This window comes from Marivita sp. (assembly GCF_022763305.1).
GTDB lineage: Bacteria > Pseudomonadota > Alphaproteobacteria > Rhodobacterales > Rhodobacteraceae > Marivita.
In genome coordinates, this window is record NZ_JALEGT010000108.1 from 44,865 (window position 1) to 61,255 (window position 16,391).

Sequence of the window (16,391 nt, forward strand, 5' to 3'; positions counted from 1 at the left end):
CTTACTGGCCCTGCCGTTCCAGCTCGGCGATATCCTCGTAAGCTGCGGTGAAGCCCGTCAGGGACATCGCCACCGTCACGCGCTGATCCGGTGCAAGCGCCGGCACGATGGTCACATTCGCCACGTTGCCCCGGCGGAACGCAGCCACGTCCTCGGGCGTGAAGCCCACGCGCGCATAGCAGCCCACCTGTGTGCAGAACGAAAAGTCATAGCGCTTGGCCTGACCGGAATCGACGCGCACGTTCAGCTTTTCGGTCAGCAGCGTTTCCAGCGGAACGACGAACGTGCCACCCGCTGCAACCTGACCGCCATTGGCGAGGCGGAAGATGCTGACCTCGGCGACGTTGCCGCCAGCCTGATCCTTGAGGAGCTGGTACATCTGGCAGGGCTCGGGTCCTTCGGCGACGCGTAGACACTGGATCGCCCAGTCGCCGTGGGTTGTTCTGACATAGCTGTTGCCTTCGGCCTCCGGGTCCGCCACGGGCTCACCCGTGTCGAGAACCGACAGGTCAGAGCCGCCGGACGGCGCTTCGGTGGCCTCCGGTGCCGCTGTCTCTTGTGCCGTTGCGACGCCGCTGGCGGCAAGGCTGGCCATCAATGTCAAAATCAAAAGGGGTTTGGTCATGAAGTCCTCTCCGAAGCATCGGTCCTGTTTGCGCGTGCGTTATCATGGGCGGCTGTCACTGTCAGGCCCAAACGCAAAAAGGTGATCGCCAAAGCGGCGGAATCTTGCGGTCCGACGTGCCGGATGTTTCAAGCCCCACGCTTCATGTGATCTGTGAAGTTTCGTTTGCAATGTGCTGAAAGTAAAAGGGAAGACACGGTGGTGCGTCTTCCCTTTCATGCTCCCTGTCGGACCGGCCGACTATTATTGCCGTGACGCTACGAAATGAAATCCACAGCGTCAACAGGCAAAATAAAATCGTGAATTCACAAAAAAGACCACGCCTTGCAGCGTGGCCAGTCCAACAGGGAGGAATGCCCGCGTCACGGCGAAGAAGACCGCATTTGGGCGAAAAACATACTGGCGGCAAAAGGTTAAGTTTGTATGTTCGGACGCAGGACTGTGTTGGGGGATTGTGTATGGAAAACGGTGTGTTTGTCGGTGGCGGCGGCGAGGGCTATGGCGTCAAGCAGTGGCTGCGTCTCGACTATGCAAACCGTCACGGGCTCATCGCGGGTGCAACGGGCACCGGCAAGACCGTCACGCTCCAGATCCTCGCCGAGGGCTTTTCGGCTCAGGGGGTTCCGGTGTTCATGGCCGATGTGAAGGGGGATCTCTCGGGTCTCGCCAAGCCCGGCAGCGCCGAGTTCAAGCTGCATCAGCCCTTCACCGAACGCGCCGAGACAATCGGCTTCGAGGAGTACGCCTACCGCGCCTTTCCCGTCACCTTCTGGGACCTCTTCGGCGATCAGGGGCACCCGATCCGCACCACCGTTGCCGAAATGGGGCCGCTGCTGATCTCGCGTCTGCTGGAATTGTCCGAGGCGCAGGAGGGCATTCTGAACATCGCCTTCCGCGTCGCCGATGAAGAAGGTCTTCCGCTGCTCGATCTGAAGGACCTGCAATCCATGCTGGTCTGGCTGGGCGAAAACCGGGACAGCGTGTCTTTGCGCTATGGGAATATCGCGGTGCAATCCGTAGGCGCGATCCAACGCCGTCTTCTGGTGCTGGAAAATCAGGGGGGCGCCGATTTCTTTGGCGAACCGGCGCTCGAACTGCGTGACCTGATGCGCACCGATGCCAACGGGCAGGGGCAGGTCAACATTCTGGCCGCAGACAAGCTGATGGGTTCGCCCCGGCTCTACGCGACCTTCCTGCTCTGGCTCTTGTCCGAGCTTTTCGAGGAGCTGCCCGAAGTGGGTGACCCGGAAAAGCCCAAGCTGGTCTTTTTCTTTGACGAGGCACACTTGCTTTTCGAGGACGCGCCAAAGGCTCTGGTCGACAAGGTCGAGCAGGTGGCGCGGCTCATCCGGTCCAAGGGGGTGGGCGTCTATTTCATCACGCAAAATCCCGACGACATCCCCGAAGACATCCTCGGACAGCTGGGCAACCGAGTGCAGCACGCCCTTCGTGCCTTTACCGCACGGGATCGCAAGGCGCTGCGCATGGCAGCCGAGACCTATCGCGAAAACCCGGCCTTCGACACCGAAACCGCGATCCGCGAAGTCGGCGTGGGCGAGGCCGTAACGTCGATGCTCGAACGCAAGGGCATACCCGGCATGGTCGAACGGACCCTGATCCGCCCGCCCTCGTCGCAACTGGGCCCGATCACGCCAGCCGAACGCGGGGGGATCATGGGAGCCAGCGATCTGGGCGGAAAATATGCCGAACGGCTTGACCGGCATTCAGCGTACGAAATCCTTGCTCAGCGGACCACGGAAGCGGCCGCCGCCGCGGAAGAGGCGGAACAGAAAGAGGCCGAGCTTGACGCCGCGATGCGCGAATACACCGCTGGCCGCCGCTATACCGGCACGCGTGTGGGGCGCTCGACCTCGCAGCCGACCCGAACCACCCGGTCCAGCCGCAAAGAGGAAAGCCTCGGCGAGGCCATCGCCAATGTCGTGGTCAAGGAATTGAAGGGCACCACCGGACGGCGCATCGTCCGGGGCATTCTTGGCGGCCTGTTCAAGGCGCGCTGAGCACTGGTTCTTTCGGCGCTGTCGGGCTAAGTCTCTGCCCCGAAACAGACGAAAGACGCCCCAATGCCTGCCGACACCACTTCTGATCAGGATCTTGCCGCCAAGGAACGCAGCTCCGGCCTGCGCACGATCCGCAAGGTGGGACCGTATCTCTGGCCGGATGACAAACCCTGGGTCAAGCAGCGCGTGGTGATTGCGTTGGTGAGCCTTGTGCTCGCCAAGATCGTCAACCTGCTGGCACCCTGGCTGTTCGGGCAAGCCGTGGATCAGCTCTCCGGCACGGCGTCGGACCTGCTGCTGGGGGGTGTCGGTCTGACCATTGCATATGGGTTTGCCCGGCTGATGAACGTGGGCTTCCAGCAATTGCGCGACGGGGTGTTCGCGCGTGTCGGTCAGCGAGCCCTGCGGTCGCTGGCGCTCGAGACCTTCACCCATATCCACCGTCTGTCGATGCGCTATCACATCACGCGCAAGACCGGCGGGTTGAGCCGCATCATCGAACGCGGCGTCAAGGGTGTCGACTTCCTCCTGCGGTTCATGCTGTTCAGTGTCGGCCCGCTGATCCTCGAACTTGCGCTGGTCTGCCTCGTTCTGCTGTGGCTGCTGGATTTCCGCTACATGGCGGTCGTGCTGGTCACGATCGCAATCTATGTGTGGTTCACCTTCAAGGTCACGGAATGGCGCGTCCGTTTGCGCCGCGAGATGAACCAGCAGGACACCGATGCTAACCAGAAGGCTATCGACAGTCTTCTGAACTTCGAAACAGTCAAGTATTTCGGCGCCGAGTCCCGCGAGGCTGCACGCTATGATCAGTCGATGCAGGCCTATGAAGGGGCCGCCATCAAGACCGCGACGTCGCTGGCGTTCCTCAATTTCGGGCAGAGCCTGATCATCACGACTGGGCTGGTCATCGTCATGGTGATGGCCGCCCTCGGTGTGCAGGCGGGCACGATCTCGGTCGGCGATTTCGTGATGGTGAACGCCTACATGATCCAGATCACCATGCCGCTCAATTTCCTCGGGACGGTGTACCGCGAAATTCGTCAGGCGCTTGTCGATATGGGCGAGATGTTCGACCTTCTGGAACAACCGCAGGAGATCTCGGACAAGCCCGGTGCGCCGGCGGTCGCAGTCACGTTGGGGGCGGTGCAGTTCGACAACGTGAAATTCGGCTATGACCCCGCGCGCCCGATCCTCAAGGGGATTTCGCTCAACGTCCGCTCGGGCGAGAACGTGGCCCTGGTGGGGCCGTCCGGGTCGGGCAAATCGACCATTGGTCGGCTGTTGTTCCGCTTCTACGATGTGACGGATGGGGCCGTGCGGATCGATGGGCAGGATGTGCGCGACGTGACGCAGGCCAGCCTGCATGATGCCATCGGCGTGGTGCCGCAGGATACGGTGCTGTTCAACGACACGATCCGCTACAACATCGCCTATGGCCGCGCAAATGCAACCGAGGACGAGATCATTGCGGCGGCCCGCGCGGCGCAGATCCACGATTTCATCCTGTCGCTGCCCGAGGGCTATGACACGATGGTGGGCGAACGCGGTCTGAAACTGTCGGGCGGGGAAAAGCAGCGTGTCGGCATCGCACGGACGCTTCTCAAGAACCCGCCGATCCTGATCCTCGACGAAGCGACCTCGGCACTGGATTCCGAAACCGAGTCCTCCATTCAGGGCGCGCTCAAGCGCGCGGGCGAGGGGCGCACCGTCATCACCATCGCGCACCGGCTGTCCACCATTGCCGATGCTGACCGTATCGTCGTTCTGGAAAACGGGCAGGTGGTCGAAGAAGGCACCCATGACAGCCTTCTGGCCAGCCATGGGCGCTATGCGACGCTCTGGAACCGCCAGATGCAAGAAGAAGAGGCGGCCTGAGGACAACACGACGGGAATGACCACAGGAGGGTCATAAAATGGCCCTCTCAAATGATCAGTGTTTGCGCCGTTCGTAGGGTGAAGAGCAAAGTGGTCACATGTCGAGATTGATTTTTTCGCAAATTCTTTTGCTGTTCGAAGCCATCGCGATTGTCGCCCTCTACCAGGTCTTCAGCGATTTCGAGTGCCGACAGACCAACCTGTTCTTCCTCTGCCGGGGTGTTCGTCTGAGCATGGTGCTTGGCCTGTGTCTGGCCGCTGGCTTTGCGCTGTTGCTGTTCTTTCAGCCCGGCCTGCGACAGGGCCTTGTGGACCGGGCCGCCACAGGCAGCGACACCGCGCGCCGCTGGGCAGGGGTTCATCTGGCCGGTCTTGCCCTTGTCGCCGCACCGACGCTGATCCTGTCGCAGGGCCAGCTGGTTGACCACGCATCCATTTTCCTGTCGGCGCTGGCGCTTGGTGGCGTGATTGCGCTGGTCGGGGCTGCGCTCTGGCTCATGCCGGCCCGCGCATGGCGCAGCTTTTTCGCCGATCACGCGCGCATTTTGGTGCCGACCATCGCCATCACCCTGCTGATCCCGTCCTTGGCCTGGGCCATCAGCCTGGCCTGGAACTGGTTCGAGACGCTCCAGCTGGCGACGTTCTACAGCGTTGCCATCCTTCTTGCGATCCTCGGCAATGATGTCTTCGTCAATCTCGAACGCGAAACCATCGGCATCGTCGATTTCTTTGTCGAGGTGGCGGAATCCTGTTCCGGCATCGAAGGGCTGGCTTTGACCACGGCCTTCATGGCGATCTACGCCCTGATGATGAAAGACGATCTGCGGATGGGGCGGTTCTGGCTGATCGTCTGGCCCGCGGCGCTGCTTCTGAGCTTCATCCTGAACGTGGTCCGCATCACCGTCCTGATCACAATCGGCGCCTTCGTGTCACCCGAGCTTGCGGTCAACGGCTTTCACAGCTTTGCAGGCTGGCTGTCCTTCACCCTTCTGGCGCTGGTGATCCTCACCATCGTCAACCTGCTCCCAGGCCTCAGCAAGACGCCCCGGACGGCGCAGCGCGGCGACGCAGCCCCATTGACCGAGGACAGGTCGGCCGCCTTCATCGTGCCATTCCTCGCCTTCATGTTCTCGGGTCTTGTCGTGCACACGTTCTCGCAAACACCCGAGGTCTGGTACGGCGTACAGGTCGGTGCGATGGCCTTGGCACTTTGGGTGTTCCGGAAGCCCGTGCTGGCGCTGACACGCGACATCGACCTGATCGCCGTCGGGGCAGGTGTGCTGATCGGCATCGGCTGGATCGTCACCTCCGAACCGGCAGAGCCCTATGCCTCGCTGGCCGAGTTCGGCACGCTTGCCTTGACCCTGTGGGTGGTGCTGCGGGTGATCGGCACGTCGATCCTTGTTCCCGTCGTGGAAGAGCTGTTCTTCCGGGGCTATCTCTTCAGCCTGATCGACGATGGCAGCCTGCTGCGTCGCGGTCTGGCCATCGCCATCACGACTGCAGGCTTCGCGGCCTTGCATTCGCGCCCGCTCGCAGCGGCGATTGCCGGGATCATCTTTGCTCTGGTGCTGCTCCGCCGAGGGCGGCTCTTCGACGCGATCCTGTGCCACGCCGTGGCCAATGCGCTGATCGCGGCAGCGGCGCTTGCCACGGGACAGTGGTCCTTGATCTGACCCGCTCGGATGTAACCTGCGCATAAAAAAAGCATCCGACGCGAACGTCGGATGCTCCTGCTTCGTGAAAGGTCGTTACGCCTGCTTGCGACGACGCACTTCCCAAGCCAGAAGCATAGCAGCGGCAACCACGGCAATCGCAAGTGCACCACTGCTTGCATCGATTTCAGGCACGGACGACACCGTTGTAGGTGTAGTCGGAGTCGTGCTTCCGCCCCCGAAAAAGATGCGCCAGCTATCCCAGAACATAGGTACCTCCTATATAGCAGCGATTCGTTGCTACACAAAAATGCCTCAATCTCCAAGCTTTTGGAGGTTTGTGTTCACAATTGCGCAACAATCTTCACGTGTGCCGTAACAAACTAAAATGGGCGGAAACAGTGCCGCCACATTATTCGGCAGCCCGTACGGGCGGCGTGCCTTCGTTCGCCTGCGAACGTTGCAAGACCCGCTTGAGATCCTCCAGCCCCGGCGCACCGGTCAGGCCGTCCTCATAGTCCGTCTCGGGGCGCGTGTCCTCATCGTCCCACAGAATGGTCGGCGATTTCAACTGATGCGCAGCCCGCTGCAGCGCCCAGTCGCGTCCGGCACGGCTTGCACTGCCGCCACCCAGCCGCGCCAGCAGGCGGAAGAACCAGAGCGCATAGGTCGTGAACCAGACCCGGGCCGCCAGCATGGACGGGGTGAAGACCAGCGTCAGCACCGTCGCGATGCCCAGACCGAACACGACGGCGGTCGCCAGTTGTTTCCACCAGAGCGCGGTCGGGCTGTCGATGGAATACCCGCCGCCGAAGAAATCGAGGCTGAGGCCGAACATCATCGGCGCAAGGCCCGCCATCGTGGTGATCGTGGTCAGCAGCACCGGACGTATGCGGTCCTCCGCCGTGCGCACGATGGCCTCGATCCGCGGCATGTAGCGTGAGTATTCCTGATACGTGTCGATCAGAACGATGTTGTTGTTCACAACGATCCCCGCGAGCGCCACGATACCCGTGCCGGTCATGATGATGCTGAACGTCTGATCCATGACCAGCATCCCGATCAGCACGCCCGTGGTCGAGAGGACCACCGCCAGAAGAACCAGCAGCGCATTGTAGAAGCTGTTGAACTGCGCCAGCAGGATGATGAACATCAGTCCCAGAGCCGCCGCGAAGGCGCTACTCAGGAAGGCCTGGCTCTCGGCCTGTTCCTCCTGATCACCGGTCCATTCCCAGTCGATGCCGGGCAGGGGATCGGTCTCGAGCCACGTGGTGAGTTCGGCAATCCGTTCGTTGGCATTGATCGGCACGATCCGCGCGCCGGTCTCAAGCGCCGCAGCAACGTCCGAAGTGGCAAGTGTCGATGTCCCGTAAAGCGTGTATGTCGTCCCGTTGGGGCCGGTGATGTCACCGCCCGCGCGCTCCTGCAGCGTGGCAAGGGTGCCGGGGCCATCGGGCCCATCCGTCACCACCTTGAACAGGCCGGGTTTCACATCCGCCTTCACATCGAAGTGGCGCTTCTGATCGACCCGGTTGATCTCGGCCAGCTTGGCCACCGGTTTGCGCGTGATGAAATTCGACAGCGGCACCAGCCCGTCAGTGGTCCGCACACGCAGCGTGTCGAGCGTTGACAGAACGCGGTCTTCCTCGGGCAGGCGCACCCGGATCTCGATTTCCTCGTCCGAGCTGTCCACCCGCATGGTATCAAGCAGGATGCCGCGTGTCACAAGCTGCACCATGGCGCCCACAGTGGCAACGTTGGCGCCGTAGCGCCCGGCCTTCTCCACATCGACGTCGATCTGCCAGTCGATGCCGGGCAGGGGCAGCGTGTCTTCGATCAGCGTCAGGCCGGGTGTCGCCTCGAATTTCGCGCGCGCTTCCTTGGTGGCGTCGATCAGCCCGTCCCAATCATCCGCCTTGAGGCGCAGATGAACGGGCTTGCCGCTGGCCGGGCCACGGTTCTGAGACAGGATTTCGATCTCGACACCGGGAATGACCTGCAATTGCTCGGTCAGTTCCTCAAGCACGATATCCCCGTCCAGATCGGGCCGGTCGGCGCGGTCTTCCCACGGGATCGTCTCAAGCTGCACCTGGCCAATCGTGTCCTTGGGCACTGCAGCGCCGCTCGCATCGGTGTTGAGCCCGCCTTCACCGGCAAAGGAAAACGCGTTCTTCACGCCGGGATGGGCCAGAACGATCGTCTCGGCGCGGCGCACCAGCGCATCCTTTTCCTCGAGGCTGAGGTTGCCGCGCGCGCGGACATAGACGATGGCCTGTTCCGGTTCGGATTCGACGAAGAATTCAACGCCGTTGTTGTTCTCGCCGAAATAGCCGAACACCATCACGACAAAGCCCAGAACGGCAGCCGCCGACACGATCGGCATGATCGGGTTGCCGGCGATGAACTTGATGAAATAGCCGAACAGGGTCCGGCGACGCCGGCCCTCGACCGTTTTCCGGGTCCATTTGATCGACGCGGCGTCAAGCACAATGGAGGCAAGGACCGACCCAACTAGAAAGAGCGCGACACCGGGAAGATGCGCAGCCGTGCCTTCGGCAATCGGAGGGAAGAGGAAACCCGGATCCAGCAGCATCAACGCACCGATGAAGAGCATCCCCAGAACCACCGGCACCAATGCCGCCCGCACCAGCCAGGGCGTGCGTGCGCGCAAGCCTTGGGACGCCCGGTCGAGCATCCGCGAAAAGCGGCCCGTCACCCCGCCCATCACCGGCAGGTAGACCAGCGCCACCACCAGAGAGGCCGACAGCACGAAGATCAGCGTGACCGGCAGCATCCCCATGAATTCGCCCGGCACACCCGGCCAGAACAGCATCGGCAGGAAGGCGCAGAGCGTCGTCGCGGTCGAGCTGACCACCGGCCAGAACATCCGCTTGGCGGCCTCGACATAGGCGTGCATCGGGCCGGAGCCTTCACTGATGCGCTTGTCGGCATATTCCACGACCACGATGGCCCCATCGACCAGCATGCCCACCGCCAGGATCAGACCGAACATCACGATGTTCGAAATGCTCACCCCCATGATCGACAGGAACACGAAACACAGCAGGAACGAGGTCGGGATGGCAAACCCCACCAGAAGCGCCGCGCGCAGGCCAAGAGAGGCCAGAACCACGATCATCACCAGCGCGATGGCGGTCAGAACCGACCCCTCAAGCTGTTTGACCATGCTGTCCACGATCCGCGACTGGTCGTTTGATGTGCCCACGTTCACCGCCGCGCGCAGTTCCGGCGGCCAGCTCGCCTTGGCGGCTTCCACTTCGACCTTTACCGCATCCGCCGTGTCGATCAGGTTGAAGCCCTTGCGCTTGACCACCTGCAGGGCCAGCGTCTTTTCCCCGTTGAACCGGGCCGTGCCCTGGCGGTCCTCGAAGGTCAGGTTGATCGTCGCCAGATCGCCCAGCGTCACAACGCGGTCGCCATTCACCTTGACGGGCAGGTCATAGACATCGCGCTGATCGTCGAAACTCGACGGGATCTTGACGGCAAAGCTGCCCTGTTCGCTGCGCACTTCACCGGCCGCGATCAGCTGGTTGTTGTTCTGCACGACGCTGATCAGCTCGCTCGCCGTGACGTTGTAGCTTTCGAGCTTGAGAGGGTCGATCACCACCTCGAGCATCTCGTCCCGGTTGCCCGCAATTCCGGCTTCCAGCACGGAATCCAGCGATTCAAGCCGGTCCTGCAAGTCCTTCGCCACCCGCGCCATGGTCCGTTCGGGCACCGGGCCGGTCAGATTCACGATGACGATGGGGAATTCGGAAAAGTTGATCTCGGTGATCGAATACTGCTCCGCACCCGCCGGAAACTTCGATTGCGCCTTGTTCATGGCGTCGCGCACGTCCGCCATGACCTGCGTCTTGTCCCAGCCGAATTCGAACTCGAGCGCCACGCCCGCATAGCCTTCGGCGGCCGTGCCCGACATGGTCTTCAGCCCGTCGAGATCGGCAAGCTCGGTCTCCATCGGTTTGACTAGAAGCGTTTCGCTGTCGGCCGCCGAGATACCGGGAAAGACGGTCGATACGAAAAGAGCCGGAATCTCGATATCCGGCTCGCCTTCCTTGGGCAGGTTGTCATAGGCGAACCAGCCGATGGCTAGGGACAGCGCAATGAAGGCCAGCACCATGCGGGCGCGTTCGGCGGCCCAGTCGACGATCCCGGTCATTGGATGACCTCTTCAAAGCTGGGCGCGACGATCACGCCATCGGTGACGAATTCCTGCCCCACGGTGATCACGTCGGCCTGTTCGGGCAGACCGGTCACATACACGCCCTGGGGCGTATCGCGCAGCACGGTCACGGGCACGAATTTCGCCGCGCTGTCCGCGTCGATGATGCGCACACCCAAGGCGCCCATGTCATCCAGCGTCAGCGACGAAGCTGCCAGAAGATGCGCCATCACGCCCTGCGACTGGATCAGGATTTCCGCCGTCTGGCCATCGCGGATGGCAAGATCGGGATTGGGCACCGTCAGTTCGACGCGAAAGGTGCGGGTGGTCGGATCGGCCGAGCGCGACAGGAACGTGACCTGTGCCTGCACATCAGGTCCGGTGTTGAGCCGTGCACCGGCAAGGGCGCCCACCTCCACGCGACCCACCTCGCTTTCGGGCACAAAGCCCACCACCTTGATCGGATCAAGCTGGATCACCGTGGCACACAGCCCACCGGGCTGCATCAGGCTGCCCAGCTCGGCGGTGTCGGTTTCGAGAACACCGGAAAACGGCGCGCGGATCTGCAGCCGGTCAATGTCCGTCTGGGCCCGCGCAACCGCCGCCTGAGCGCTTTCGATGCTGGCGTTCAGGCTGTCCAACCCTGCCTCTGCCGCCTTCAGCCCGGCTTCTGCACTAGTGATCGCGGCCTGTGCGCCCTGAACGGCGGCTTCCGTATTGGCGACACGGGTCTGGCTGGCGAACCCGTCCTGGCTCAGGCGTTCGGCTGCGGTGGCATTGATGCGGGCCTCGTCCAGCCGTGCGCGCGCTTCAGCGACACGCGCCTGCGCCTCGGGTATCCGGGCCTCGACCTCGGGGCGGCGGGCCTGAGCCTCGGCCAGCCGCGCCTGCGCTTCGGCAAGGGCCGACTCGCGCGTGCCGGGATCAACCGAGCAGAGCAGGTCGTCCTCTTCGACGAACGCGCCCTTGCGCAGCGGCGGCGAGATGATCTTGCCACTGACCTCGGACACCACGGCCACCTGACGCGCGGCCTCGGTCTCGCCGCGCAGGCGCACCTGCGTTCCGATCTCCTGTGCGACCGAGCGTGTCGCCATCACGCGGACAACGCCGTCCTCGACATCCTCCGCAGGTGCCGCAGCCACCTCGGGTTCGGGCGTTTCGGCTGCGGTTTCCGCAGCAACGGCCTCGGCCTCGCGCGGGCTCAGGTCTGACAGGAGGCTGAAGAAGCGATCTCTTTCGATCACGAGACCGAACAGGACAAGCGCCACCAGACAGGCGGTGATCAATGGAACTATACGCATCAGACGAACCTTGTGCCTGCAGGCCTATCATTAAAAAGGTGCCGACGCACCGGAATGTCATACCGTCTTTGACCTTGTCCGCCGACATGAACACATACGGTAAACTGATCGGTTTAGATTAAAGATCACGCCATTATTTTTCAAGGCCGCACAGCAGAATAGTCCCGACGGGACCCCGCCCGGTGCGCTGCTGCACCAGAATTGCGCGACATCGTTGCAGGCGACCTCGCAATCGCGATGAAAACAAGAGGAAAACCCCGGCTTGGCACCTGCGCCGCATCGCGCTATGAGGGGCCGAAGTCATGCGCGTCCGGCAAGAGGCGCTGGTCACAGGGGGTTCGGGTGAGCGACACAGACAGCTTTATCGAAGAGGTCACGGAAGAAGTTCGGCGTGACCGGCTCTTTGCGCTCATGCGCCGGTACGGCTGGATTGCCGTGGCGGCTGTCCTGCTGCTTGTGGGGGGCACCGCCTATCGTGAATACACCCGCGCCGCCGAAGCGGCCAAGGCGCAGGCGTTCGGGGATGCGATCCTGACCGCGCTGGAGAACGACGAAGCCGCGGATCGTGTCTCGGCCCTCGACGACATCGCAGCACCCACCGCCGAAGGTGCTGCCGTGCTCGACATGCTGATCGCCGCCGAAGAAGCGCTGGCCGGCAATGGAACCGCCGCATCCGAACGGCTGAACGGGGCAGCCACGGATGGCGACCTGCCCGAGATTTACCGCCAGATCGCCAGCTTCAAGGCCCTGACCCGCCCGGAAAGCCCGCTCAGCGCCGATGAACGCCGCGTGGCTTTCGAAGCGATGGCCACACCCGGCGCGCCGCTGCGCCTTCTGGCCGAGGAACAACTGGCCCTGCTCGACATCGAAGCGGGCAACACCGACGCCGCCCTGTCCCGTCTGAACGCGCTTCTGTCGGATGCAGACCTGACAGCAGGCTTGCGCCGACGCGCTTCTCAGTTGATTGTGGCGCTGGGGGGCGAGATCGAGGCGTCCTGATCGAAGGGCCGACAGGGTCCGCGAGACAAGAAGACGAGGGCAGGGCAGTGCAAGCGAAATTCATTTGGGCCGGCGTGATCGCAACAGGTGTTCTCGCAGGATGTGCGGATCGCGAGATCATCCTGCCGGGCGAACGTCTGGGCGTCCGCGAAATCCTCCAGGACTCGGACGGGGCCGCCGCCGCGCCGGAAAACACCACGCTGGCGGCCAACCTGCCATCCGCCACCGCCAACTCGTCCTGGGCACAGAGCCATGTCAGCCCCTGGGCCCGCACAACACATGCCGCCCTGTCCGATCAGCTGACGCAGGTCTGGTCCACCTCCATCGGCCAGGGCGACTCGCGCCGGGCGCGCATCATCACCGATCCCGTCGTTGCGGATGGCCGCATCTTCACCGTCGACAGCGCCGGGCGCGTTGCCGCCACGTCGACCGGGGGCGAGTCGCTCTGGTCCTACAGCCTCGTGCCTCTGCGCGATGATGCCTCGCAGGCGCTCGCGGGCGGGCTCGCCTATGACGACGGACGCCTCTATGTGACCTCGGGGTTCGGTACCCTGACCGCTCTTGATGCGGCCACCGGTTCCGAAATCTGGACCCAGCGCCTGCAGGCCACGGCCACCGGAGCGCCCACCGTATATCGCGGGCTGGTCTACGTGGTTGCCGGTGACAGCACGGCCTGGGCGATCGAGGCCGAGGATGGCCGCGTGCGCTGGCAATCGGACGGTCTGGGGGATGTCGGCAATGTGGCAGGGGCCGCGCCACCCGCCGTCAACGACACCCATGTCGTCTTCTCGTTCGGCAGCGGTGCTGTGCAAGGGGCCTTCCGTCAGGGCGGTCTGCGGCTCTGGAGTGCGGACATCGTCGGCACCCGCCGCGGGTTTGCCATCGCTCTGGTCGACGACATCACCGGCTACCCGGTGATCGATGGCAACACCGTCTATGCGGGCAACCACTCGGGCAGCGTCGTCGCGCTCAACGTCAATTCCGGCGAACGGATCTGGACCGCGCAGCAGGGCGCGCTCGATCCGATCTGGCCCGCTGGCAACTCGGTGTATTTCATCTCTGACCTCAACGAACTGGTTCGTCTGGATGCCACCGATGGCCGCCAGATCTGGGCCGTCGATCTGCCCGGCTACGAACCGGTGCGCCGCCCGCAGCGTCGGCGGGACTCGGCCTTTGCCAATCACGGACCGATCCTCGCGGGCGGGCGCCTTGTCGTGGCCTCGTCCGACGGGTTCCTGCGGTCTTTCGATCCGGCCTCGGGCGACCTCATCAGCCAGACCGAGATTCGCGGCGGTGCCACGACGCGTCCGGTGGTCGCCAATGGCACGCTCTACGTGGTGTCCACCAACGGGGTTTTGCACGCCTACCGCTGACCCCTTCCACAGGCGCGGGAAATGGGGTAGGCGGGCGGCTTGATCTGAACCGGAGTCACACGCGCCCATGTCTTTCACCCTCGCCATCGTCGGTCGCCCCAATGTCGGCAAATCGACCCTGTTCAACCGGCTGGTCGGCAAACGGCTTGCGCTGGTGGACGATCAGCCCGGTGTGACCCGCGACCTGCGCGAAGGCGCGGCCAAGCTGGGCGACCTGCGCTTCACCGTCATCGACACTGCCGGTCTGGAAGACGCCACCGACGAAAGCCTGCCGGGCCGGATGCGCAAACTGACCGAGCGCGCGGTCGACATGGCGGATGTGTGCCTCTTCCTCATCGACGCCCGTGTGGGCGTGACCCCGACCGACGAAGTGCTGGCCGACATCCTGCGCAAACGCTCGGACCATGTGCTGCTTGCCGCCAACAAGGCCGAGGGCAACGCCGCCGAGGCGGGTGTCCTCGAAGCCTACGCGCTGGGTCTGGGCGAACCGCTGCGCCTCTCCGCCGAACATGGCGAAGGCATGCCCGAGCTTTACGCCATGCTGCAACCGCTGGCCGATGAGTTCGAGAAACGCGCCGACGCTGACGCCCCCGAAACCGAGGTTGACGTGGGCGAGGAAGACCCCGACGCCCCCCGCGCCATCACCGCCGCCAAGCCCTTGCAGATCGCAGTGGTCGGCCGTCCCAACGCGGGCAAATCCACGCTGATCAACAAGATCCTCGGTGAAGACCGCCTGCTGACCGGACCCGAAGCGGGAATCACCCGCGATGCCATTTCCGTCCAGACGGAATGGGACGGGGTGCATATGCGCATCTTCGACACGGCGGGCATGCGCAAAAAGGCCAAGGTGCAGGAAAAGCTGGAAAAGCTCTCCGTCTCCGACGGCCTCCGCGCGGTCAAGTTCGCCGAAGTTGTGGTCGTCCTGCTCGACGCCGCCATCCCGTTTGAATCACAGGACCTGCGCATTGCCGATCTGGCCGAACGCGAAGGCCGCGCCGTGGTCATCGCCGTCAACAAGTGGGACATGGAAGACGACAAACAGGACAAGCTGAAGCTGCTGAAGGAAGAGTTCGAACGCCTCCTGCCGCAACTGCGCGGCGCGCCGCTTGTCACTGTCTCTGCCAAGACCGGACGCGGCCTCGACCGCCTGCAAGCCGCCATCGTCAAGGCCCACACCATCTGGAACCGCCGCGTGACCACCGCGCAGCTCAACCGCTGGCTCGCCGCGATGCTCGAACAGCACCCGCCGCCCGCACCGCAGGGCAAACGCATCAAGCTGCGCTACATGACCCAGGCCAAGACCCGCCCGCCGGGCTTCGTGGTCATGTGCTCGCACCCCGACAAGATGCCCGACAGCTACAAACGCTACCTCGTCAACGGCCTGCGCGAGGATTTCGACATGCCGGGCACCCCCATCCGCCTGACCCTGCGCGGACAGAGCGACAAGAACCCCTACAAAGGCCGCCGCGAACGCAACGCCGGGGCGTTGAAGAAGCATTTGGGGAAGGGGCGGGGGTAGGCGGCTGAGGGGCAGCAAAGCGGGACTTTGCTGCCGTTGGACGCCGTTCATTCAATGTCCGCTTTCGTCGAATGGCGATGTCCTCGATGCTGTTTCCAGCTCGGCACTCAAATCGGCGGCCAATTCAAAAAACCGTCGTCGCACTGTCTCGGCGTAGGGATTGGCCTTCTCGATCGCTTCGAACACTTCCGGTGCATCGTGCTGAACCATTGAAACCGCCTCGGACAACAAATCAAAACTCTTCGTTGTCATGCGCGTTGGCAAGGGCCCCATTCTCAGAAGCACCTTGGCGATGAGATGTGTGAGCCCTTGGACAACTGCCGCTTCTTTGTCGTGATCTTCCGGGGTCGATATGATGACAGCAAGACCCAGAGCCATGCGTAAGAATGCAGCAAGCCTCATATGCCGTCTTCCCTGGATTGGGCAGACCGAAATTTTTAACCCCTCGATGCCCTTCGCAGCGCTTTGAGGGCCGAACAAGGGGTGCGTTGCGACGATGTCTACATTGTTAGGTAGCAGCCGCCGCATGATTTCCGATGGAATGGTTTTGACCGAGCCAACATCGACAATCAGCGCCCCAGGTCGACAAGCAACCGCGATTTCGCTGACAACCGTCTCAAACGAGGACACCGGTGCCGCAATGAGGATCACATCAGCCTGCGAAACATGGGGTAATCGCGGCGCGCTGACCGGAGGGATGGTGTAAGCTGCGGGGATGGAAGCCTTGAAGGAGGAGAAAGCCCTATGCCCATGTTTGCCGCCCTCGATGTGTCAAAGAAAGAGACGCAGATTCATGTTGTTGATGTTTCTGGAAAATGTATCTGGCGCGGCAAAGTGCCG

General features: G+C 63.0%; 11 protein-coding genes. 6 read left to right on the plus strand and 5 right to left on the minus strand.

Annotated elements, in window-relative coordinates; all coding sequences use genetic code 11:
• Position 1: 1 nt before the first annotated feature.
• A complete protein-coding gene (locus tag MRY75_RS19130) occupies positions 2-625 on the minus strand; it encodes an invasion associated locus B family protein (RefSeq protein WP_292309608.1) in 624 nt (207 codons plus the stop codon).
• A gap of 458 nt (positions 626-1,083) precedes the next feature.
• Here MRY75_RS19130 and MRY75_RS19135 point away from each other — a divergent pair, with 458 nt between their 5' ends.
• The 3 genes from MRY75_RS19135 (at position 1,084) to xrtE (ending at position 6,197) form a co-directional block, all read left to right on the plus strand.
• Positions 1,084-2,643: a helicase HerA-like domain-containing protein gene (locus tag MRY75_RS19135; RefSeq protein ID WP_292309609.1), complete on the plus strand. Its 1,560-nt coding sequence runs from the start codon at positions 1,084-1,086 to the stop codon at positions 2,641-2,643.
• A gap of 63 nt (positions 2,644-2,706) precedes the next feature.
• A complete protein-coding gene (locus tag MRY75_RS19140; protein WP_292309610.1) occupies positions 2,707-4,521 on the plus strand; it encodes an ABC transporter ATP-binding protein/permease in 1,815 nt (604 codons plus the stop codon).
• A gap of 98 nt (positions 4,522-4,619) precedes the next feature.
• The gene (gene xrtE / locus MRY75_RS19145) at positions 4,620-6,197 is read left to right on the plus strand and encodes an exosortase E/protease, VPEID-CTERM system (protein ID WP_292309611.1); all 1,578 of its coding nucleotides are present in this window, start codon (positions 4,620-4,622) and stop codon (positions 6,195-6,197) included.
• 75 nt (positions 6,198-6,272) lie between these two features.
• On the opposite strand, the gene MRY75_RS19150 is transcribed toward xrtE, so the two are convergent.
• The 3 genes from MRY75_RS19150 to MRY75_RS19160 form a co-directional block, all read right to left on the minus strand.
• Positions 6,273-6,446: a VPEID-CTERM sorting domain-containing protein gene (locus MRY75_RS19150; protein ID WP_292309612.1), complete on the minus strand. Its 174-nt coding sequence runs from the start codon at positions 6,444-6,446 to the stop codon at positions 6,273-6,275.
• 142 nt (positions 6,447-6,588) lie between these two features.
• Positions 6,589-10,356, minus strand: a complete 3,768-nt coding sequence (locus tag MRY75_RS19155) for an efflux RND transporter permease subunit (protein WP_292309613.1) — start codon at positions 10,354-10,356, stop codon at positions 6,589-6,591.
• On the minus strand, positions 10,353-11,660 hold the full coding sequence (locus MRY75_RS19160) for an efflux RND transporter periplasmic adaptor subunit (RefSeq protein WP_292309614.1): 1,308 nt from the start codon (positions 11,658-11,660) through the stop codon (positions 10,353-10,355). Before MRY75_RS19160 ends, MRY75_RS19155 begins: the two co-directional genes overlap by 4 nt.
• A gap of 342 nt (positions 11,661-12,002) precedes the next feature.
• Here MRY75_RS19160 and MRY75_RS19165 point away from each other — a divergent pair, with 342 nt between their 5' ends.
• From MRY75_RS19165 to der, 3 genes are all read left to right on the plus strand, one after another.
• On the plus strand, positions 12,003-12,659 hold the full coding sequence (locus MRY75_RS19165; protein WP_292309615.1) for a hypothetical protein: 657 nt from the start codon (positions 12,003-12,005) through the stop codon (positions 12,657-12,659).
• 47 nt (positions 12,660-12,706) lie between these two features.
• Positions 12,707-14,032 (plus strand): PQQ-like beta-propeller repeat protein, encoded by a 1,326-nt coding sequence (locus MRY75_RS19170; RefSeq protein WP_292309616.1) that lies wholly within the window; start codon positions 12,707-12,709, stop codon positions 14,030-14,032.
• A gap of 67 nt (positions 14,033-14,099) precedes the next feature.
• Entirely contained in the window at positions 14,100-15,551 is a 1,452-nt protein-coding gene (der, locus tag MRY75_RS19175; protein WP_292309617.1) for a ribosome biogenesis GTPase Der, read from the plus strand.
• A gap of 51 nt (positions 15,552-15,602) precedes the next feature.
• Here the strand turns inward: der and MRY75_RS19180 are convergent, their stop codons facing one another.
• Positions 15,603-16,319: a prephenate dehydrogenase/arogenate dehydrogenase family protein gene (locus tag MRY75_RS19180; protein ID WP_366934958.1), complete on the minus strand. Its 717-nt coding sequence runs from the start codon at positions 16,317-16,319 to the stop codon at positions 15,603-15,605.
• Positions 16,320-16,391 lie beyond the last annotated feature (72 nt).

Coding starts and splice junctions, on each gene's coding strand:
- MRY75_RS19130 (WP_292309608.1), bottom strand. CDS start 625: ATGACCAAACCCCTTTTGATTTTGACATTGATGGCCAGCCTTGCCGCC.
- MRY75_RS19135 (WP_292309609.1), top strand. CDS start 1,084: ATGGAAAACGGTGTGTTTGTCGGTGGCGGCGGCGAGGGCTATGGCGTC.
- MRY75_RS19140 (WP_292309610.1), top strand. CDS start 2,707: ATGCCTGCCGACACCACTTCTGATCAGGATCTTGCCGCCAAGGAACGC.
- xrtE (WP_292309611.1), top strand. CDS start 4,620: ATGTCGAGATTGATTTTTTCGCAAATTCTTTTGCTGTTCGAAGCCATC.
- MRY75_RS19150 (WP_292309612.1), bottom strand. CDS start 6,446: ATGTTCTGGGATAGCTGGCGCATCTTTTTCGGGGGCGGAAGCACGACT.
- MRY75_RS19155 (WP_292309613.1), bottom strand. CDS start 10,356: ATGACCGGGATCGTCGACTGGGCCGCCGAACGCGCCCGCATGGTGCTG.
- MRY75_RS19160 (WP_292309614.1), bottom strand. CDS start 11,660: ATGCGTATAGTTCCATTGATCACCGCCTGTCTGGTGGCGCTTGTCCTG.
- der (WP_292309617.1), top strand. CDS start 14,100: ATGTCTTTCACCCTCGCCATCGTCGGTCGCCCCAATGTCGGCAAATCG.